17 protein-coding genes are annotated in these 19,613 nt (G+C 73.3%); 11 read left to right on the forward strand and 6 right to left on the reverse strand.

Going from position 1 to position 19,613, the window contains the following annotated elements; genetic code table 11:
- Window positions 1-139 precede the first annotated feature (139 nt).
- Together CKY47_RS19210 and CKY47_RS19215 are read right to left on the reverse strand one after the other, a co-directional pair.
- Window positions 140-832, reverse strand: a complete 693-nt coding sequence (locus CKY47_RS19210; protein ID WP_306747256.1) for a DUF305 domain-containing protein — start codon at window positions 830-832, stop codon at window positions 140-142.
- Complete coding sequence (locus CKY47_RS19215; RefSeq protein ID WP_306747257.1) at window positions 832-1,713, reverse strand: thioredoxin-like domain-containing protein; 882 nt, start codon at window positions 1,711-1,713, stop codon at window positions 832-834. Before CKY47_RS19215 ends, CKY47_RS19210 begins: the two co-directional genes overlap by 1 nt.
- 171 nt (window positions 1,714-1,884) lie before the next feature.
- Between CKY47_RS19215 and argS the strand changes: the two genes are divergently transcribed.
- The 6 genes from argS (at window position 1,885) to rho (ending at window position 10,668) form a co-directional block, all read left to right on the forward strand.
- On the forward strand, window positions 1,885-3,528 hold the full coding sequence (gene argS / locus CKY47_RS19220) for an arginine--tRNA ligase (protein WP_306747258.1): 1,644 nt from the start codon (window positions 1,885-1,887) through the stop codon (window positions 3,526-3,528).
- Window positions 3,528-4,952, forward strand: coding sequence for a diaminopimelate decarboxylase (lysA, locus tag CKY47_RS19225; protein ID WP_306747259.1), 1,425 nt, complete (start codon window positions 3,528-3,530; stop codon window positions 4,950-4,952). The genes argS and lysA overlap by 1 nt, the downstream gene beginning before the upstream one ends.
- Window position 4,953: 1 nt before the next feature.
- Window positions 4,954-6,255: a homoserine dehydrogenase gene (locus CKY47_RS19230; RefSeq protein ID WP_306747260.1), complete on the forward strand. Its 1,302-nt coding sequence runs from the start codon at window positions 4,954-4,956 to the stop codon at window positions 6,253-6,255.
- A complete protein-coding gene (gene thrC, locus CKY47_RS19235; RefSeq protein ID WP_306747261.1) occupies window positions 6,252-7,328 on the forward strand; it encodes a threonine synthase in 1,077 nt (358 codons plus the stop codon). The genes CKY47_RS19230 and thrC overlap by 4 nt, the downstream gene beginning before the upstream one ends.
- Complete coding sequence (gene thrB / locus CKY47_RS19240; protein WP_306747262.1) at window positions 7,325-8,200, forward strand: homoserine kinase; 876 nt, start codon at window positions 7,325-7,327, stop codon at window positions 8,198-8,200. The genes thrC and thrB overlap by 4 nt, the downstream gene beginning before the upstream one ends.
- Before the next feature lie 344 nt (window positions 8,201-8,544).
- On the forward strand, window positions 8,545-10,668 hold the full coding sequence (gene rho / locus CKY47_RS19245; protein ID WP_306747263.1) for a transcription termination factor Rho: 2,124 nt from the start codon (window positions 8,545-8,547) through the stop codon (window positions 10,666-10,668).
- Window positions 10,669-10,748: 80 nt separating this feature from the next.
- Here the strand turns inward: rho and CKY47_RS19250 are convergent, their stop codons facing one another.
- The gene (locus CKY47_RS19250; RefSeq protein ID WP_306747264.1) at window positions 10,749-11,141 is read right to left on the reverse strand and encodes a hypothetical protein; all 393 of its coding nucleotides are present in this window, start codon (window positions 11,139-11,141) and stop codon (window positions 10,749-10,751) included.
- 245 nt (window positions 11,142-11,386) lie between these two features.
- Between CKY47_RS19250 and rpmE the strand changes: the two genes are divergently transcribed.
- From rpmE to prmC, 5 genes are all read left to right on the forward strand, one after another.
- Entirely contained in the window at window positions 11,387-11,599 is a 213-nt protein-coding gene (gene rpmE / locus CKY47_RS19255) for a 50S ribosomal protein L31 (protein ID WP_306747265.1), read from the forward strand.
- A gap of 81 nt (window positions 11,600-11,680) precedes the next feature.
- Window positions 11,681-12,736, forward strand: coding sequence for a peptide chain release factor 1 (gene prfA / locus CKY47_RS19260; protein ID WP_306747266.1), 1,056 nt, complete (start codon window positions 11,681-11,683; stop codon window positions 12,734-12,736).
- 19 nt (window positions 12,737-12,755) lie between these two features.
- On the forward strand, window positions 12,756-13,961 hold the full coding sequence (locus tag CKY47_RS19265; protein WP_306747267.1) for an acyl-CoA thioesterase/bile acid-CoA:amino acid N-acyltransferase family protein: 1,206 nt from the start codon (window positions 12,756-12,758) through the stop codon (window positions 13,959-13,961).
- Window positions 13,962-13,971: 10 nt separating this feature from the next.
- Window positions 13,972-15,357 carry a dihydrolipoyl dehydrogenase gene (lpdA, locus tag CKY47_RS19270; protein ID WP_306747269.1) on the forward strand — a complete coding sequence of 462 codons (1,386 nt, stop codon included), beginning with the start codon at window positions 13,972-13,974 and terminating at the stop codon, window positions 15,355-15,357.
- Window positions 15,358-15,376: 19 nt separating this feature from the next.
- Window positions 15,377-16,237: a peptide chain release factor N(5)-glutamine methyltransferase gene (prmC, locus tag CKY47_RS19275; RefSeq protein WP_306747270.1), complete on the forward strand. Its 861-nt coding sequence runs from the start codon at window positions 15,377-15,379 to the stop codon at window positions 16,235-16,237.
- 6 nt (window positions 16,238-16,243) lie between these two features.
- Here the strand turns inward: prmC and CKY47_RS19280 are convergent, their stop codons facing one another.
- From CKY47_RS19280 to CKY47_RS19290, 3 genes are all read right to left on the reverse strand, one after another.
- The gene (locus CKY47_RS19280) at window positions 16,244-16,579 is read right to left on the reverse strand and encodes a hypothetical protein (protein WP_306747271.1); all 336 of its coding nucleotides are present in this window, start codon (window positions 16,577-16,579) and stop codon (window positions 16,244-16,246) included.
- A gap of 111 nt (window positions 16,580-16,690) precedes the next feature.
- Window positions 16,691-17,929 carry a hypothetical protein gene (locus tag CKY47_RS19285; protein WP_306747272.1) on the reverse strand — a complete coding sequence of 413 codons (1,239 nt, stop codon included), beginning with the start codon at window positions 17,927-17,929 and terminating at the stop codon, window positions 16,691-16,693.
- Window positions 17,926-19,128, reverse strand: a complete 1,203-nt coding sequence (locus CKY47_RS19290) for a VWA domain-containing protein (RefSeq protein WP_306747273.1) — start codon at window positions 19,126-19,128, stop codon at window positions 17,926-17,928. The genes CKY47_RS19285 and CKY47_RS19290 overlap by 4 nt, the downstream gene beginning before the upstream one ends.
- Window positions 19,129-19,613: the final 485 nt, after the last annotated feature.

Raw genomic sequence — 19,613 nt, forward strand, 5'->3', positions numbered from 1 at the left:
GACCGTCGCCCGGGGCAGGTGCCGCGCCCGCATACACCTGCCCCGGGTAGCAACGCCACGGGTCACCCCGGCGAACAGGCCGGTGAACAGGTCGGTGCCCCGGGAGGACCACGGGGACGAGGACCGCGGGAGCGGGGAACTACGGGAGCGGGGACGCGCCGCGTTCGCCGAGCAGTTGCCGCATGTAGGCGCTCTCGCTCGTCTGGGAACCCAGCATGTTGTCCGCCAGCGTGCGCACGACCGACTGGCCCGCCTGGCTCGCGGCGTACTGCGCCATCGGCGCGCCGCCCTGGTGGTGGCGCAGCATCAGCTGGAGGAAGTAGACGTCGAACTCCGGCCCGGACAGGCCGCGCAGCTTGTTCAGCTCCTGCGTGCTCGCCATGCCCGGCATCAGGCCGGTGGTGCCCGCGTCCGCCGCCGAGGAGTGGTCGTGGGCCGAACTGGTCATCCACTTCATGTGGGTGCCGTCGACCGACTGCTCCTGGTGGCCCCAGAGGCTCAGCCAGCCCTTCATCCGGCCCACCTGCTCCAGCTGCGTGGACTGGATGTCGAAGGCGAGCTGGCGGATGGTCGAGTCGGTCGTCTTGTCCCGCGCCAGGTTGGCCATGGTGACGCCCTGGAGGTGGTGCGTCGCCATGTCCTGGAGGAACCCGACGTCGACCGAGTCCGCCGCCGGGCTGGACGGGGTGTCGTCCTGCCCCGGCAGCTTGACGAGCAGGCCGATCGCCGCGCCGAGCAGCAGCACGGCGACGACGGCGACCGCCACCACCACCGCGCGGGTCGCGGTCGTGGCGGTGGCGGTCGTGCCGCGCTGCTCCTCGGGCTCGGTCATCAGCTGGACGGGGCGGTGCTGGGCGCGCCGGTGGCCGGGGCGTTCGGGTCCGCGGCCGGGGCGCTCGGGTCGACGGCGCCGGTCTCACCGGTCTGGCCGGTCTCACCGGTCTGGCCGGTCTCCGCGGGGTCGGTCGTGCCGCCCTCCATCGGGACCGCGTCCGCGCCCGGCGCCTCCGCCACGAACGGCGGCGGGTTGGTCACGTCGAACGTGCTGGAGTCGCAGGTCGCGCCGATCTCCGGGTAGGTGTACTGGTTGCGGCGCAGCGCCTGCACGAACTGGTCGATCCGCTCGTCGTCGGCGCTCTCCAGCTTGAGCTGGTGGCCCCACGCCTGGAGCGAGATCGGCTTGTCGAGGCCCGGGTACGGCGACATCATCGTGAACTGCTGGCCCTCGACCCTGCTGCGCAGCTTGGCCAGCGCGTCACCGGTCACCTGGTCCGGGTTGTACGCGATCCACACGGCGCCGTGCTCCAGGCCGTGGACCATGTTCTCGGTGCGCACCGCGGTCTCGTAGACCACGCCGGTGCACGCGGCCCAGACGGCGTCGTGCGGCCCGCCGAACGGCGGCGACTGGTCGTAGGCGACCCGCTGCTCGGCCGTGACGTGCTTGCCCTCGGCGTACTCCTTCTTCACCACGCCCTGGATCTGGTCCGAGGGGTCCTTGTTCTCCTCGGACGGGTTCCACTTGGCGAGGGCGGCTTCCTTGGCGTTCTTGTCGGCGATCTGCGAGTACGCGTAACCGAACACGGTGCCCGCCAGCGCCAGCACCGCGATCACCGCGATGATGGTCCCCCAGGGCTTCGGCTTCTTCGCCACCACCGAGGACCGCGCCGCCGCAACGCTGGAGCGCGCGGCCTTCGTCTTCTTGCCGCTGGTCATGTCCGCCTCAGTCTCGTCGTACGCCCGTGCCGCCGGTCAGTGTAGGGACACCGTGTCTGATCACCGTCAACTCCCCGTAGTCGCCGGTGGGCGTCAACAGTTGACCCATCTCACTGTCCGGGACGTCCATCCCGGCGCAGACCAGCGGGAACGCTTCCCTAGACTTGTCGGGTGACTCCCGCTGCGCTCGCTGAACTGGTCCGCGCGACGGCCGTGGACGTGTTGTCCACCCGCGGCCTCGACCCCGCCTCCCTCCCGACGGCGGTCACGATCGAGCGACCGCGCAACCCCGAGCACGGCGACTACGCCACGAACGTGGCCCTCCAGACCGCGAAGAAGGTCGGCGTCCCGCCCCGCGACCTGGCGGGGTGGCTGGCCGAGGCGCTGACCGGCACCGACGCCATCGCCACCGCGGAGGTCGCCGGGCCGGGCTTCCTCAACCTCCGGCTCGCCGCCGACGCGCAGGGCGCGATCGTGCGCGACGTGCTCGCCGACGGCGACGCCTACGGCCGCGGCGACGCCCTGACCGGCAGGAAGATCAACCTGGAGTTCGTCTCGGCGAACCCGACGGGCCCGATCCACCTCGGCGGCACCCGCTGGGCGGCGGTCGGCGACGCGCTGGGCCGCATCCTCGCGGCCAACGGCGGCGACGTGACCCGCGAGTACTACTTCAACGACGCCGGCGCGCAGATCGACCGGTTCGTGCGGTCCCTGATCGCCGCCGCCAAGGGCGAGCCCGCCCCCGGGGACGGCTACGCCGGCGGCTACATCGGCGACATCGCCGCCGAGGTTCTCCGGCAGGAGCCCGGTGCCCTGACCTCGGAGGACTCCCACGAGATCTTCCGCCGCATCGGCGTCGGGCTGATGTTCGAGGAGATCAAGAAGGACCTGCACGACTTCGGCACCGACTTCGACGTCTTCTTCCACGAGGACTCGCTGCACAAGTCCGGCGCGGTGGCCAAGGCCGTCGAGCAGCTCAAGGGCTCGGACGCGCTGTACTTCGAGAACGGCGCCTGGTGGCTGCGGTCCACCGAGTTCGGCGACGACAAGGACCGCGTCGTCATCAAGAGCGACGGCGACCCGGCGTACATCGCCGGCGACATCGCGTACCTGGTGGACAAGCGGTCGCGCGGCTTCGACCTGTGCATCTACATGCTCGGCGCGGACCACCACGGCTACATCGGCCGCCTCAAGGCCGCCGCGTCCGCGCTCGGCGACGACCCCGACTCGGTCGAGGTGCTGATCGGCCAGATGGTCAACCTGGTCAGCGAGGGCAAGCCGGTCCGGATGAGCAAGCGCGCGGGCACCGTCATCACCATGCAGGACCTGGTGGAGGCGGTGGGCGTGGACGCGGCCCGGTACGCGATGACCCGCAGCTCGGTCGACTCGTCCCTGGACATCGACCTGGACCTGCTGCGCAAGCGCAGCAACGACAACCCGGTGTTCTACGTCCAGTACGCGCACTCGCGGCTCGCCTCGCTGCTGCGCAACGCCGCCGAGCTGGGCGTCGAGCCCGGCGACGCGCTCGACCTGCTCACCCACGACCGCGAGGGCGACCTGATCCGCACGATCGGCGAGTTCCCGAGAGTCGTCGCCACCGCCGGTGAGCTGCGCGAACCCCACCGCGTGGCGCGCTACCTGGAGGAGCTGGCGGGCACCTACCACCGGTTCTACGAGGCGTGCCGCGTGCTGCCGCGCGGCGACGAGGAGACCACCGACCTGCACCGCGCCCGGTTGCAGCTGTGCGCGGCGACCCGCCAGGTGTTCGCCAACGGCCTGGCCCTGCTGGGCGTGACCGCCCCGGAGCGGATGTGATGCGCGCCCACCCGGCCGGTCCCCGGCACGCCGACGTCCTGCTGCCCGGCAACACGGCGGGCGCACCTCCCGCGTCACCCGACCAGCTGGACGAACTTCACCCGCGGGTGTGGCCGCGCAACGCCGAGCGCGGCGACGACGGCGCGGTCCGCCTCGGCGGCGTGGACGTGCGCGCGCTCGTCGAGCAGCACGGCACCCCGCTGTTCGTGATGGACGAGGCCGACTTCCGGGCCCGCTGCCGCGAGCACGCCGAGGCGTTCGGCGACCCGACGCGCGTGCACTACGCGTCCAAGGCGTTCCTCTCCGTCGCGGTGGCCCGCTGGGTCGCCGAGGAGGGGCTGAGCATCGACGTGGCCAGCGGCGGCGAGCTGGCGGTGGCCCTGCGCGCCGACTTCCCGCCCGAGCGCATCGCGCTGCACGGCAACAACAAGTCGCTCGCCGAGCTGACCAGGGCCGTCGACGTCGGCGTCGGCGCCGTGGTGCTCGACTCGTTCCTGGAGATCGCCCGCCTCGACCAGGTCGCCCGCGAGCGCGGCCGGGTGCAGCCGGTGATGATCCGGGTCACGGTGGGCGTCGAGGCGCACACCCACGAGTTCATCGCCACCGCGCACGAGGACCAGAAGTTCGGCTTCTCGCTGTCCTCCGGCGACGCCGCCGAGGCCGCCCGCCGCGTGCTCAAGGCCGAGGGGCTCCGACTCGTCGGCCTGCACAGCCACATCGGGTCGCAGATCTTCGACGCGAGCGGCTTCGAGGTCGCCGCGCGCCGGGTCGTCGGCCTGCTGGCCGAGCTGCGCGACGAGCACGGCGACGGCATCCTCGACCACGTCACCACCATCGACCTCGGCGGCGGCCTCGGCATCGCCTACACCCGCGACGACGACCCGCCGCCGCCCGCCGAGCTGGCCGGGCAGCTGCGCGACATCGTCTCCAAGGAGTGCGAGCACGCCGCCCTGCCGGTGCCGAAGATCGCCGTCGAGCCCGGCCGGGCCATCGTCGGCCCCGGCACGGTGACGCTCTACGAGGTGGGCACCATCAAGGACGTCCAGCTCGACGCGGGCGCGATCCGGCGCTACGTGAGCGTGGACGGCGGGATGAGCGACAACATCCGCACCGCCCTCTACGACGCCGTCTACGACTGCAAGCTCGTCTCCCGCGCCGCGGCGGAGGACGCCGGGGCCGTGCTGTGCCGCGTGGTCGGCAAGCACTGCGAGTCCGGCGACGTGGTGGTGCGCGACTGCTGGCTGCCCGACGACCTCGCGCCCGGCGACCTGATCGCGGTCGCCGCCACCGGCGCGTACTGCTACTCCATGGCCAGCGGCTACAACCGGCTGCCGCGACCCGCGCTCGCCGCGGTCGTCGACGGCGAGGCCCGGTTGCTGCTGCGCCGGGAGACCGAGGAAGACCTGTTCCGCCTGGAGGTATGACGTGCCGAGCCGGAAACCGATCAGGGTGGCGCTGCTGGGGTGCGGCACGGTCGGCACCGAGGTGGTCCGCCTGCTCACCGACCAGGCGGCGGACCTGACCGCGCGCACCGGCGCGCCGCTCGAACTGGCGGGCATCGCGGTGCGCAAGCCGAACAAGCACCGCGAGGTCCCCGCCGACCTGCTCACCACCGACGCCGAGGCGCTGGTCGCCTCGGACGTGGACGTGGTGGTCGAGGTCATCGGCGGCATCGAGCCGAGCCGGACGCTGCTGCTCGGCGCGCTGCGCGCGGGCAAGTCCGTGGTCACCGCGAACAAGGCGCTGCTGGCCGAGCACTCGGCCGAGCTGTTCGAGGCGGCCGACGGCTCCGGTGCCGACCTGTACTTCGAGGCGGCCGTCGCGGGCGCGATCCCGCTGCTGCGGCCGCTGCGCGAGTCGCTGGCCGGCGACCGCATCACGAGGGTGATGGGCATCGTCAACGGGACGACGAACTTCATCCTCTCCGGCATGGACTCGACGGGCGCGAGCTACGCCGAGACGCTGGAGGAGGCCACCCGCCTGGGCTACGCCGAGGCCGACCCGACGGCCGACGTCGACGGCTTCGACGCCGCCTCCAAGGCCGCGATCCTCGCCTCGCTGGCGTTCCACACCCGGGTGACCGCCGCCGACGTGCACCGCGAGGGCATCGCCGCGGTGAGCGCCGCCGACATCGCCGCCGCCAGGGGTCTCGGCCGGACCGTGAAGCTCCTCGCGATCTGCGAGCGGGTGACGGGCGAGGACGGCCAGGAGTCCGTGGCCGTCCGGGTGCACCCGGCGATGATCCCCAGGTCGCACCCCCTCGCCGGCGTGAGCGCCGCGTTCAACGCGGTGTTCGTCGAGGCCGACGCGGCCGGCGAGATGATGTTCTACGGCCAGGGCGCCGGCGGGGCCCCCACGGCCAGCGCGGTGGTCGGCGACCTCGTCGCGGTCGCCCGCAACCTCGTGCACAGCGGGCGCGGCCCGCGCGAGTCGGCCTACGCGGCGCTGCCCGTGCGGCCGATGGGGCAGACCCCCACGCGGTACCACATCAGCCTCGACGTCGCCGACCGGGCAGGCGTGTTGTCGCAGGTCGCGGCGGTGTTCGCGGAGCACGACGTGAGCATCGCGGCGGTGCGGCAGGAGGGGCGGGTCGACGACGCCAGCCTGGTGATCGTCACCCACGCCGCGACCGACGCGGCACTGCGGTCGACCGTCGACAAAATCGGCGGCCTGCCCGTGGTCAGGGAAGTCGTGAGCGTGATGAGGGTGGAAGGCGAAGAATCATGACGATCCAAGCGGGCGTGCGGCCGGGGTGGCCCGGCATCATCCACGCCTACGCGGACCGGATCGAACTCCCCGAGGGCGCCGAGGTCGTCACCCTCCACGAGGGCGGCACGCCGCTGGTGCACGCGAAGCACCTGTCCGAGCTGACCGGGTGCGAGGTCCACGTCAAGGTCGAGGGCGCGAACCCGACCGGCTCGTTCAAGGACCGCGGCATGACCGTGGCCATGACGCACGCCCTGGCCAGCGGCATCCGCGCGGTGATCTGCGCCTCCACCGGCAACACGTCGGCCTCGGCGGCGGCGTACGCGGCGAAGGCCGGGCTCACCGCGGCGGTGCTCGTGCCGCGCGGCAAGATCGCGCTCGGCAAGCTCGCCCAGGCCGTGTCGCACGGAGCCCGCATCCTCCAGATCGACGGCAACTTCGACGACTGCCTCGAACTGGCCGCCAAGACCTCCTCCGAGTACCCGATCACCCTGGTCAACTCGGTGAACCCGGTGCGCCTGGTCGGCCAGAAGACCGCCGCGTGGGAGATCTGCGACGTGCTGGGCCGCGCGCCCGACGTGCACTGCCTGCCGGTCGGCAACGCGGGCAACATCACCGCGTACTGGCGCGGTTACTCCGACTACCACGCCGACGGTGTGATCCCTGCCACGCCGCGCATGTTCGGCTTCCAGGCCGCGGGCTCCGCGCCGCTGGTGCTGGGCGAGCCGGTGGCGAACCCGGAGACCATCGCGACCGCCATCCGGGTGGGCAGCCCGGCGTCCTGGACCGGCGCGGTGACCGCGAAGAACGAGTCCGGCGGCCTGTTCGAGGCGGTCACGGACGAGAAGATCCTGGAGGCCTACCGGCTGCTGGCCTCGACCGAGGGCATCTTCGTCGAGCCCGCGTCCGCGACCAGCGTGGCGGGCCTGCTCGCCACCGCCGCCGACGGCCGCCTGCCGAAGGGCTCGACGGTCGTGTGCACGGTCACCGGCCACGGCCTCAAGGACCCCGACACGGCGCTCCTGGGCATGCCCGAGGTGTCGCCGGTGCCGGTCGACCCGGGCGCCGTCGCCACCGCCCTGGAGCTGGCGTGACGACGGTCCGGGTCACCGTCCCGGCCTCCACGGCCAACCTCGGGTCCGGGTTCGACGCGCTGGGCATGGCGCTCGGGCTGCACGACGAGCTGGAGTTCGAGGTCGTCGGGGACGGCCTGCGCGTCGAGGTGGCGGGGGAGGGCGCCGGCGGCGTCCCCCGTGACGAATCCCACCTGGTCGTGCGGGCCTTCCGCGCCGCCGCCGCCCGCCTCGGGCTCGACGTGCCAGGCCTGCGCCTGCGCTGCCGCAACGCCATCCCGCACGCCCGCGGCCTGGGGTCCTCCTCGGCCGCCGTGGTGGCGGGCGTCGGCGCCGCGTACGGGCTGGCCGGTCGCGAGTTGGACACGACCGCGTTGCAACTCGCGGCGGAGTTCGACGGCCACGCCGACAACGCCGCCGCCAGCATGTTCGGCGGCGTCGTGATCGCCTGGACGGAGGGTGACCGGTTCCGTGCGGTCCGTGCGGACCCGCACCCGTCGCTCGCGCCGGTCGTGTTCGTGCCGGCGGCCGAGTCGTCGACCCGGACGACCCGCGGCCTGCTGCCGTCGAAGGTGCCGCACGAGGACGCCGCGTTCGCCGCGGGCCGGGCCGCGCTGGCCGTGCACGCGCTCACCACCGACCCGTCGCTGCTCCTCGACGCGCTCGTCGACCGGCTCCACGAACCGTACCGGGAACCCGCCTGGCCTGCGACGACGCGCCTGGTGAACGCGTTGCGGGAGGCGGGCGTGCCCGCCGCGGTGTCCGGCGCGGGACCCACCGTGCTGGCCCTCCCGCCGCACGGCGAGCTGCCGCCCGGACTGGCCCACGACGGGTTCGGGGCGCGCCGGCTGCCGGTCGACGCGGCGGGCGTGCGGGTTGCGCCACTCGGCTGAGCGGTGCGACGCGCCGAACCCCGGTTGTTGCCTCCGGTCGAACCTGCGTCTACCCTCGGCGTCATCAGTCACCGCGCGCACGGGCGCCGGTGTGGTGCCCGGACGTTCGTTCCGGATCGCATTCCTCCAGTGACTTGGCCCTGTGCCGTACGGACGGGGCCGGCGCTGGTAAGGCACCCGCTCGCCGTGTGACCGAAAGTCCCGTACCGGAGGACTCCGCTTCCGCGCGCGTTCCGCGCCGATGAGGTCCACCTGAAGCGGGGCGAAACTGCCGGTCCGCATTCCGTCGGACGGCAGGTCCGCTGGGCCGCGTAGGAGGCGCGGTCCGGTCAGGAAGGACATGTGTGAGCAACACCGATGTGCTGAGCAGCGAAGCTCCTGCTGCTCCCAACGCCGCTGCCAGTTCCGGAGCTGAGGAGAGCGCTCTGACCACCCCTTCGAACGGCAGCGCCCCGCCGCGCAAGCGCGCCGGTCTTTCCGGCATGGTGCTCGCCGAACTCCGCGAACTCGCGGGTCAGCTCGGCATCACCGGCACCGCCGGGCTCCGCAAGGGCGACCTCATCGCGGCCATCAAGGAGCGGCAGGGCGGCACCTCCGGTCGGGGCAGTGCCGCGACGCCGCCGAAGGCCGACAAGAAGGCCGCGACGGCCGAGGCGTCCGCCCCGGTCGTGGAGAAGCCCGCCCCGGCCAAGGCCGTCGAGGCCCCCGCGCCGGTGGAGAAGCCGACCCAGCAGCAGCTCGACGTCACCGAGCGTCCCGCCGAGGAGGAGGGGGGTCGGCGCGGCAACCGCCGTCGCCGTTCCGCCAACCGCCCGTCGGGCAGCCCCGAGGCCTCGACCGCCGACGTCCAGCAGGCCGACCGCCAGCAGGCCGACCGCCAGCAGGCCGACCGCCAGCAGGCCGACCGCCAGCAGGCCGACCGCCAGCAGGCCGACCGCCAGCAGGGTGACCGCCAGTCGGGTGACCGCCAGCAGGGTGACCGTGCCCAGGGCGACCGCCAGCAGGGCGACCGGTCCGAGCGCCAGGACCGCGGCGACCGCTCCGAGCAGCGCGAACAGCGCCAGGAACGGGGTGACCGCGGCGAGCGCCGCAACCGCGACGACCGGGGTGACCGCGGCGACCGGGGTGACCGCGGCGACCGGGGTGACCGCAACCGGGACGACCGGGGTGGCCGCGGCGAGCGGGGGCAGGACCGCAACCGCCAGAACGCGCCGGACGACGGTGACGAGGAGGGCGGCCGTCGCGGTCGTCGCTTCCGCGACCGCCGCCGCCGCGGTGGCCGGGGCGACGACGTCGGCGGCAACACCGACACCGAGGTGCGCGACGACGACGTGCTGCTCCCCGTGGCGGGCATCCTGGACGTGCTGGAGAACTACGCGTTCGTCCGCACGTCGGGCTACCTGGCCGGGCCGAACGACGTCTACGTCTCGCTGTCGCTGGTCCGCAAGTACGGCCTGCGCCGCGGTGACGCCCTGATCGGCGCCGTGCGCCAGCCGCGCGACGGCGAGCAGCAGCGGCAGAAGTTCAACCCGCTGGTCCGCGTCGACAAGATCAACGGCCTGGACCCGGAGGAGTCGCGCAACCGGCCCGACTTCACCAAGCTGACGCCGCTGTACCCGAACGAGCGCCTGCGCCTCGAAACCGAGCCGCACATCCTGACGACCCGCGTCATCGACCTGGTGATGCCGATCGGCAAGGGCCAGCGCGCGCTCGTCGTGTCGCCGCCGAAGGCGGGCAAGACCTCGGTGCTCCAGTCGATCGCGAACGCGATCACGACGAACAACCCCGAGTGCCACCTGATGGTGGTGCTGGTGGACGAGCGCCCCGAAGAGGTCACCGACATGCAGCGGTCGGTGAAGGGCGAGGTCATCGCCTCCACCTTCGACCGGCCGCCGTCGGACCACACGACGATCTCGGAGCTGGCCATCGAGCGGGCGAAGCGCCTGGTCGAGATGGGTCACGACGTGGTCGTGCTGCTGGACTCGATCACCCGCCTGGGTCGTGCCTACAACCTGGCCGCCCCCGCGTCGGGCCGCATCCTGTCCGGTGGTGTCGACTCGACCGCCCTCTACCCGCCGAAGCGCTTCCTCGGCGCGGCGCGCAACATCGAGGGCGGCGGTTCGCTGACCGTCATCGCGACGGCCCTGGTCGAGACCGGGTCCGCGGGTGACAGCGTGATCTTCGAGGAGTTCAAGGGCACCGGCAACGCCGAGCTCAAGCTCGACCGGAAGATCGCCGACAAGCGGACCTTCCCGGCGGTGGACGTGGACTCGTCCGGCACCCGCAAGGAGGACCTGCTGCTGTCCCCGGACGAGCTGGCCGTGATGCACAAGCTGCGCCGCGTCCTGCACGCCCTGGACAGCCAGCAGGCCATCGACCTGCTGCTGGACCGCCTGCGCAAGAGCCGCACGAACATCGAGTTCCTGATGCAGGTGGCGAAGACCACCCCGGGTGGGGACAACGACTGACCGTCCCGCTCGTGCGACGGGCCCGTCCGGCTCCGGCTGGGCGGGCCCTCGTCGTTCCCGGGACGTACCGGGTCAGGGCCTCAGCAGGAGCCCGCGAACGCCGCGTCGGCGGGGCGTCGGCGCTCGGTGACGTAGTGGCCGACCAGCAGCGCCGCCACCGGCATGCCGACCAGCGCGCCCACCCACAGCGGCAGCAGGACGCCGTCCAGCACGACACCCATGGCCAGCACCGCCGCCGGGTAGGACCAGCGCAGCCACCGGCGCTGCCACGGCGCGGTCCAGGCGACCACGCCCGAGGCGACCACCCCGACGGCCGCGCCCGCGCCGAACACCGGGCTCGACAGCGCCAGGGGCCACGGGGCGCCGAGCAGCAGGCCGCCGAGCCCGGTGAGGCCCAGGACGGCACTGCCGAACAGGAAGGGGACGACCAGCCACGTCGTCAACCGCAGCGGGCGTCCGGCAGCGCACAGCACGGGACGAGTGTGGCGTTCGCGCAACGCCCGGTGCTGCTCTCCGTAGCCCAACGGTCACCCCCTGCGCCGAATGGTCGACGGGGATCGGCGAGCGGTGGTGACCCGCGGCACGGGAACAACGCGGCACCCCCTCGCGTTGCAGTGCACGTAACGCCGATCTGGCACACTGTCGGGTCGAGTCCGGCTCCGGTTCACCTCCCTGATCAGCGGAGGACCCGGCGGCCACCGAAGAAAGGGACGAGACGTTGAAGACCGGCATCCACCCCGAGTACGTGACGACCGAGGTCACCTGCGGTTGCGGCAACACCTTCACCACCCGCAGCACCAAGTCGTCCGGCGCCATCCACGTCGAGGTCTGCTCCAACTGCCACCCGTTCTACACGGGCAAGCAGAAGATCCTCGACACCGGTGGCCGGGTCGCGCGCTTCGAGGCCCGCTACGGCAAGCGCGCCAAGTAGCTGCCAGAACGGCGTCCACCCCGATTCGCGGGTGGACGCCGTTGTCGTCTCCGCACCACCCCTGAGACCGGAGCCAAGACCGTGACGCTGGACGCCCTGCTGGCCGAGCACGCCGAGCTGGAGAAGAAGCTCGCCGACCCCTCGGTGCACGCCGACCAGGCGGGTGCGCGCAAGCTCGGCAAGCGCTACGCCGAACTGGGGCCGATCGTGAAGACCGCCCGCGAGCTGGAGCAGGCGAGGTCCGACCTGGAGACCGCGCGCGAGCTGGCCGCCGAGGACGCGGTGTTCGCCGAGGAGGCCGACCAGCTGGCCCGGGCGGTCCCCGCGCTGGAGGAGAAGCTCACCGAGCTGCTGCTGCCGCGCGACCCGCACGACGGCGCGGACGTCGTGCTGGAGATCAAGTCGGGCGAGGGCGGCGAGGAGTCGGCCCTGTTCGCGGGCGACCTGCTGCGCATGTACCTGCGCTACGCCGAGCGCCACGGCTGGAAGGCCGAGGTGCTCGACGGCACCGACTCCGACCTGGGCGGCTTCAAGGACGTCACGGTGGCCATCAAGAGCCGCGACGCGAGCCCCGACGGCGTGTGGTCCCGCCTGAAGTACGAGGGCGGCGTGCACCGCGTGCAGCGCGTCCCGGTGACCGAGTCGCAGGGCCGCATCCACACGTCCGCGGCGGGCGTCCTGGTGTTCCCGGAGACCGAGGACGTCGAGGTCGAGGTCGACGAGAACGACCTGCGCGTCGACGTGTTCCGCTCGTCCGGCAAGGGCGGCCAGAGCGTCAACACGACCGACTCGGCCGTGCGCATCACGCACCTGCCGACCGGCATCGTGGTGTCCTGCCAGAACGAGCGCAGCCAGCTCCAGAACAAGGCCCGCGCCATGCAGGTGCTCCAGGCCCGGCTGACCGCCCTGGCCGAGGAGAAGCAGCAGCAGGAGGCGTCGGACGCCCGGCGAACGCAGATCCGCACCGTGGACCGCTCCGAGCGGGTCCGCACCTACAACTTCCCGGAATCGCGCATCTCCGACCACCGCGTCGGGTACAAAGCCCATAACCTGGACCAAGTGCTCGACGGCGACCTCGACGCGGTCCTCGACGCGTTGGCGGCGGCCGACCGCGCGGAACGGCTCGCCGGCGGGTGATCGACGAGAGGGGCGCACGATGGCGGAACTCCTGGTCACCCCCACGAGCGCTCCCCTGGACGCACCGCTCCGCATCCGCGTGGAGGGCCTCGGACCCGACGCCGAGGTGACCGTGCGCGCCACCACCGGCGACCGGGCCGCCGAGGCGGTGTTCCGGGCCGACGAGCGCGGTGTCGTGGACCTCACCCGGCACGCCCCGGTGTCCGGCGACTACTCCGGCGTCGACCCGATGGGGTTGTTCTGGTCGATGACGCCGACCGGCGGCACGCCGCGCGGCGCCGCGGTGGAGGCGAGCGGCGTCGGCCGCGTGGAGGTCGAGCGGCTGACCGTCCCCGACGGGGTCAAGCGCACCGAGGTCGCCGAGCGCGGCCTGGTGGGCGTCCTGTTCGAGCCCGCCGACGCCGAAACGCACCCCGGCGTCCTCGTGCTCGGCGGCTCCGAGGGCGGCCTGCACGAGGACGACGCGGCGCTGCTCGCGAGCCACGGGTTCGCCGCGCTGGCGCTGGCCTACTTCGGCGCGCCCGGCGTGCCCGACGACCTGGTCGAGATCCCGCTGGAGTACTTCGGGACCGCCCTGGAGTGGCTGGGCGGGCGGGCGGACGCGCTCGGCGTCCTGGGCGGGTCGCGCGGCGGGGAGCTGGCGCTCCTGCTCGGCGCGACGTTCCCGCGGGTCGAGGCCGTGGTGAGCGTGGTCGGCAGCGGTGTGGTGACGCAGTGCGTCGGTCCCGGCTCGCGCCTGCTCCGGAAGCTCGAGCACGAGGCCGCGTCGTGGACCTCCGGGGGCCGCCCGCTGCCGTACCTGCCCTACTCGGTCCCCGACGAGCTGCGGGCGGCGGTCGTCGACGGCGAGCCGGTGCCCCTGCGCCTCGCGTTCGACCTCTCCGACGGCGTCCCCGAGGACGTCGAGATCCCGGTCGAGCGGATCAACGGCGGTGTGTTGCTGCTCTCATCCGGCGACGACCAGTCGTGGCCGTGCGCCGAGCTGAGCGCCGTCGCCGAGCGCAGGCTGCGCGAGCACGACCACCCGTTCCCGCACGAGCACGTCGTGTACCCCGGCGCGGGACACCTGATCGCGGGCCCACCGCACCGGCCGACCACCGACACCGTGGTCCCGGGGCCCGGCGTGCGCTTCCGGATGGGCGGCACGCCCGCCGCGACCGCCGCCGCCCGCGCGGACGCGTGGCGGCGCACCGTCGAGTTCTTGTCGGACCGGTTGCGCGCCTAGTGTTGACACCATGAGCGCACACTTTGACGTCGTGGTCCTCGGTGCGGGGCCCGGCGGGTACGTCGCCGCCATCCGCGCGGCCCAGCTGGGCCTGAAGACTGCGGTCATCGAGGAGCGTTACTGGGGCGGGGTGTGCCTCAACGTCGGCTGCATCCCGTCGAAGGCCCTCCTGCGCAACGCCGAGCTGGCGCACCTGTTCACGCACGAGCGGAAGACGTTCGGCATCACCGTCGAGGGCGAGGTGACCTTCGACTACGGCGCCGCCTTCGAGCGCAGCCGCAAGGTCGCGGACGGGCGCGTCAAGGGCGTGCACTTCCTGATGAAGAAGAACAACATCACCGAGTTCAGCGGGTGGGGGACGTTCGTCGACGCGAACACCATCCGGGTGGGTGACGAGACCGTCACGTTCGAGCACGCGATCATCGCCTCCGGCGCGAAGACCCGCCTCCTGCCCGGTACGAAGCTGTCCGACCGGGTGGTGACCTACGAAGAGCAGATCCTGTCGGACGAACTGCCCGGCAGCATCGTCATCGCGGGCGCCGGCGCGATCGGCGTCGAGTTCGGCTACGTGCTGCACAACTACGGCGTGAAGGTCACCATCGTCGAGTTCATGGACCGCGTGGTGCCGCTGGAGGACGTCGAGGTCTCCACCGAGCTCGCCAAGCGCTACAAGCGCCTCGGCATCGACGTGCGCGTCGGCACCCGCGTGGAGTCCATCGACGACTCCGGCGACAAGGTGCGCGTCACCGTGTCGAAGGACGGCGGGGAAGAGGTCCTGGAGGCCGACAAGGTCATGCAGGCCATCGGTTTCCAGCCGCGCGTGGAGGGCTACGGCCTGGAGAACACCGGTGTGCAGCTCACCGAGCGCGGCGCCATCGCGGTGGACGGCCGGGGCCGCACGACGACGCCGAACATCTTCGCCATCGGCGACGTCACCGCGAAGCTGATGCTGGCGCACGCCGCCGAGTCCATGGGCATCATCGCCGCGGAGACCATCGCGGGCGCGGAGACCATGGAGCTGGACTTCCCGATGATCCCCCGGGCCACGTTCTGCCAGCCGCAGATCGCCTCGTTCGGGTGGACCGAGGCGCAGGCCCGCGAGAAGGGCTACGACGTCCAGGTCGCGAAGTTCCCGTTCACCGCGAACGGCAAGGCGCACGGCCTCGCCGACCCGACCGGGTTCGTGAAGCTGATCAGCGACGCCAAGTACGGCGAGCTGCTGGGCGCGCACATGATCGGGCCGGACGTCACCGAGCTGCTGCCGGAGCTGACCCTGGCGCAGCAGTGGGACCTGACGGTGCACGAGGTGGCGCGCAACGTGCACGCCCACCCGACGCTCAGCGAGGCCGTCAAGGAGGCCGTGCACGGCCTGGCCGGACACATGATCAACTTCTGATCGGCCTACCCTTGCGCGCATGACCCGACACCCGCTGCGGCTGGCCATCCTCGAAGCGGAACGCATGCTGGCCGCGGCGGGCGTCGACAGCGCCCGGGTGGACGCCGAGCTCCTCGCCGCCCACGTCCTGGGCGTCGAGCGCTCGCGCCTGCCCCTGATCCCGCTGGTCGACCCGCCGGTGGTGGACGCCCTGCACCGGGTGGTGCGCCGACGGGTGACGCGCGTCCCGTTGCAGCACATCACGGGCTGGGCCCACCTCGGCGGCGTCGACCTCGCCGTCGGCCCCGGCGTGTTCATCCCGCGGCCGGAGACCGAACTGCTGCTCGTCTGGGCGCTGTCCGCCGTGCGCGTCCCGGACCCGGTCGTGGTGGACCTGTGCACGGGTTCCGGCGCGCTCGCGCTCGCGTTCGCCCACCACCGCCCGAAGGCGACCGTGCACGCCGTCGAGCGCGACCACACCGCGCTGTCCTGGGCCCGGCGCAACGCCGACGCCCGCGCGGCCGCCGGCGACACCCCCGTCACCCTGCACGCGGGCGACGTGACGGCGCCGGACGTGCTGTCCGACCTGGACGGTCGGGTGGACCTGGTGCTGTGCAACCCGCCGTACGTGCCGGACGCCACCGAGGTCCAGCCCGAGGTCGCCGACCACGACCCGCGCCAGGCCGTCTTCGGCGGCCCGGACGGCCTGGACGTGGTCCGGCACGTCGTCACCCTCGCCGCCCGCCTGCTGCGCCCCGGTGGGCACGTCGCGATCGAGCACGACGACACGCACGGCGAGAGCGTCCCGGCCCTGCTGTCGGCCCGCCGCGTGCTCACCGACGTGGCCGACCACGCCGACCTGGCCGGCCGGCCCCGCTTCGCCACCGCGCGCCGGGTCTGACGGGACTCAGCCCGCCACCGCGATCGCGGAGACCTCCGTGGCGACCTCGGTCCGCCGGTTGTCGACCTCCACGTGGAGCGTCCCGCTCCGCGCGCCCTCGTCGAGACCGGCGACCACCAGGCGCGCGGCCTCCCCGATCGGGCGCGAGGCCAGCAGCGGCCCCGCGTCCACCAGCACCCACCGGCCGCCGTCGAGCCGCCAGTGGCTCGCGGGCCGGACCGGTGTCGGGTCGCCGCCGGACGCCGCGCACGCCCAGGCCGCGTAGATCGCGTTCAGCCTGCCCTCCGGGTCGTACCAGAGGTCCCGCACGGTCGAGCCGCCGCCGTCGGGCAACTCGCCCACGGGCCCGGTCCGGGAAGCACCGGTCGCCGCGTCCGCCTCGACCACCGACGTGGCCTCCTGGCAGGCCCCGCCGTGCCAGGTCCCGGCGTAGGCGACCGTCCGGCCGTCCGGTCAGAGGACGGTGCCGGAGAGCCCCACGTTGGCGTCGGCCGTGCCCAGGTCGCGCACCGAGCCGTCGAGGCCGACCAGGTGGAGGAGGTCCGGTCCGCCGTAGCCCGAGGGCTGGTCCGGCGAGCCGACGAGCACGACCCCCTCGCCCCCGGCCAGCGCCCTGGGCGGGAGGACCAGGAAGTCGAAGTCCGGGTCCGGCACCCGGCGCGGTGGCAGCGCCGCGGTCACGCCCGGCCGGGCCCCGGGCTCACCCAGGTCGAGGACGAGCAGGTTCCGCTCCGCCGAGGTCCAGGCGATCCGGCTGTCGCCCACGGGCACCGCCGACCGGCAGTCGCCGCACGCCACGGTGCGGCTCTCGGCCGCCTCGACGTCGAGCACGGCGATCCCGGTGGGCGACGTGGCGAAGGCGAACCGGCCGTCCGCGGTGAACGCCGGACCGGAGGCGGCGAACGAGCCGAACTCCCCGGGCACCTCCGCGATCACCCGTTCGCCCCGGGCGACGCCGAACCCGGTCCGCGAGACGAACGCGTACGCGGGCGGCTCGGGTGGTGGGGGCACGCTGAGCCGGGCGGCCTCGGGCGAGTCGGGCACGACCAGCTTGTCCAGCTCCTCGACCAGCCCGGCAGCGTCCTCGGTGAAGGTCACCGACCGCACGGCCTGCTCGCCCGCCAGCCGCTCCAGCGACCCGCGCTGGTCCTCGGGCACCCGGTGGGCCACGACCCGGATGTCGAGCTCCAGCCCGGCGGCGGCCACGCGGTCGCGGATCGCGCGGGAGACCTCCGCCTGGTCCTCGGTGCAGGCGTCCACGCCGGTGGAGGACACGATGACGATCCGGTTGCGCCGCGAACCGCGGAACGGGTGGAGCCCGGAGAAGTCGTCGACGGCCGCCGGCACCCCGCTGAGCAGCGTCGCCCTCCCCGACGGGGTCAGCCCGCGCACCGCGCCGGGCACCTCCGAGACCTCGTCGGCCACCTCGTCGGTGTTGTCCGCCGCACCGCACTCGCCACCGAAGCGGCGCAGGGTCAGCGCGTCGCGGCTGCCGGTGTTGTGCGCCACGGCCTGCACCGCCTCGGCGACCGGGCCGAGGTCCGCGCCCGGCGCGGAGGCGTCCACCAGCAGTGTGGTCCGGTGGTCGGGGACGGCGCGCACCACCAGGTAGGCGGCCACGCACCCGGCCAGCACGACGGCCACGACCACGGCGGCGAGCACCCGGCGCCGCCGGGTGGCGAGGGCGGTCACCGCGTCGCCCCGGGGCTCGTGGCGGGCAGCGCGGCGAGGACCTCGTTGATCACGTCCACCTGGGCGTTGTAGTCCTCCGCCGCCCGCTGGAACGCCTCGAACCGCTCGCCGAAGGGTGTGCCGGACCGCGCCGCCGCGAGCAGGCCCCGCGCCTCCTCGACGACCTGGCCCTGCCGGTCGCGGAGTTCGAGGGTCTCCGCGTGCAGGTCGATCGCGGCCGGTGTCCGCGCCCGGCTGCGCAGGTTCTCGAACTCCGCGTCCGCGGTGACCGGGGCGATGTCGTCGATGGTCCGGTCGGCGACGTCGAGGCGGCCGTCCGCGATGGCCCGCACGGCCTCGTTGAGCTTGGCCACGGCGGGGTCGAAGACGTTGACGACCTGGTTCGCGGACCGCAGCACCGGTTCGACGTCGGTCACCCAGTCGAGGGCGGCGCGCAGTTCGTCGGGAGAGTCGGGCAGCAGCGGCGACGTGGCGTCCACGGTGGTGGCGAGCTTCGCCAGGTTGTCCCGGTGGTCGTCGGCGAGCTGGTAGCCCACGAACCGGAACTCGATCTCCAGCCCGGCCGCCGCGACCCGGTCGCGCATCTCCCGCTCGACGAAGTCCCGGTCGTCGTCGCAGGCGTCGACGCCGTTGCGGGTGATCACGATGATGCGGTTGACCTGCTCGGCGTCCTGCGAGAACGGCGCCGAGAAGTCGGCGGTGGCCTCGACGACCCCGCGCAGCAGCGTCGCGCTCCCCACGGGGGACGCGGCCCGCACCGCCGCCGCGATCTCGTCCCGGTTGCCCGTGCCGAAGTCCACGAGCCGGGTGGTGTTGCCCTCCGCGCCGCACTCCCCGCCGAACCCGCGCAGCGCGATCGCGTCGTCGTCGCCGGAGTTCCCCAGCGCCTTGCCCGGGGACTCGACGCTCGCCGCGAAATCGTCGGACGCGCCGTCCGCACCGGACAAGTCGACCAGGAACTCCGTCTTGTAGGTCGGCGCGAACCGCGGGAGGACCCAGGTCGGCACCACGTGCGCGCCGCCGGCGAGCAGGGCGGTCACGACGAGCGCGACCACGGCTCGGCGCACCGCCGGGGGCATTTCGACGGTGAAGCGGTAGAGCCTGCCGACGACCCCGCCCCGGGTGGTGCCCGCCAGGACGGCGGTCTCGACGTTCTCCGCGTTCACCGTGTTGCGCACGTCGTGTCCCGCTCGTCTCATCCCGTCGCCCTGGTCCCTCCGGCGCGAGGACCGTGCCCGGCCCCCGCGCGCGCCACCCATCGGTACCCCGACGTGATCGGCCGACCGGCGGCGAACCGATCCGTACGATTGCGGCCCGGTGGTGGTTCCTTCGTGCGGTCGGGTCGGGAGGCGTCGACCACCGCGGTGAGCAGGTCCCCGGTCGCGGGCCGGCACCCGACCGGTCCGGAGGCGCAGGCCGCGTACTCGGTCCCGCCGGTCTCCCGACACGCGACCGCGGTCCGCGCCCGACTCCTCGGATTCCCACCGCACCGCGCGGAACCCGCGGACCTCCGCGCGCCGGGTGTGAGCCCGCCCTCGGCGGGCCTCTGTGCACGCAGCGTCACGACGGTGTACCTGGTCGTGTCTGTTTTTTCCCTTTTGTATGTCTTTACGCCGTGGTGGAGCCGGACGATACTGAGCGCTGAGGGGAGTACTTCCCAAGCGTCTGCCCGGTCAGTACGGAC

It is taken from the genome of Saccharothrix longispora, from assembly GCF_030852425.1.
GTDB classification, from domain to species: Bacteria; Actinomycetota; Actinomycetes; order Mycobacteriales; family Pseudonocardiaceae; genus Actinosynnema; species Actinosynnema longispora.

Excerpts from the sequence above, each read along its gene's own strand:
- CKY47_RS19210 (WP_306747256.1), bottom strand. The coding sequence starts at position 832 with ATGACCGAGCCCGAGGAGCAGCGCGGCACGACCGCCACCGCCACGACC.
- CKY47_RS19215 (WP_306747257.1), bottom strand. The coding sequence starts at position 1,713 with ATGACCAGCGGCAAGAAGACGAAGGCCGCGCGCTCCAGCGTTGCGGCG.
- lysA (WP_306747259.1), top strand. The coding sequence starts at position 3,528 with ATGCGCGCCCACCCGGCCGGTCCCCGGCACGCCGACGTCCTGCTGCCC.
- thrC (WP_306747261.1), top strand. The coding sequence starts at position 6,252 with ATGACGATCCAAGCGGGCGTGCGGCCGGGGTGGCCCGGCATCATCCAC.
- CKY47_RS19265 (WP_306747267.1), top strand. The coding sequence starts at position 12,756 with ATGGCGGAACTCCTGGTCACCCCCACGAGCGCTCCCCTGGACGCACCG.
- lpdA (WP_306747269.1), top strand. The coding sequence starts at position 13,972 with ATGAGCGCACACTTTGACGTCGTGGTCCTCGGTGCGGGGCCCGGCGGG.
- prmC (WP_306747270.1), top strand. The coding sequence starts at position 15,377 with ATGACCCGACACCCGCTGCGGCTGGCCATCCTCGAAGCGGAACGCATG.
- CKY47_RS19290 (WP_306747273.1), bottom strand. The coding sequence starts at position 19,128 with ATGAGACGAGCGGGACACGACGTGCGCAACACGGTGAACGCGGAGAAC.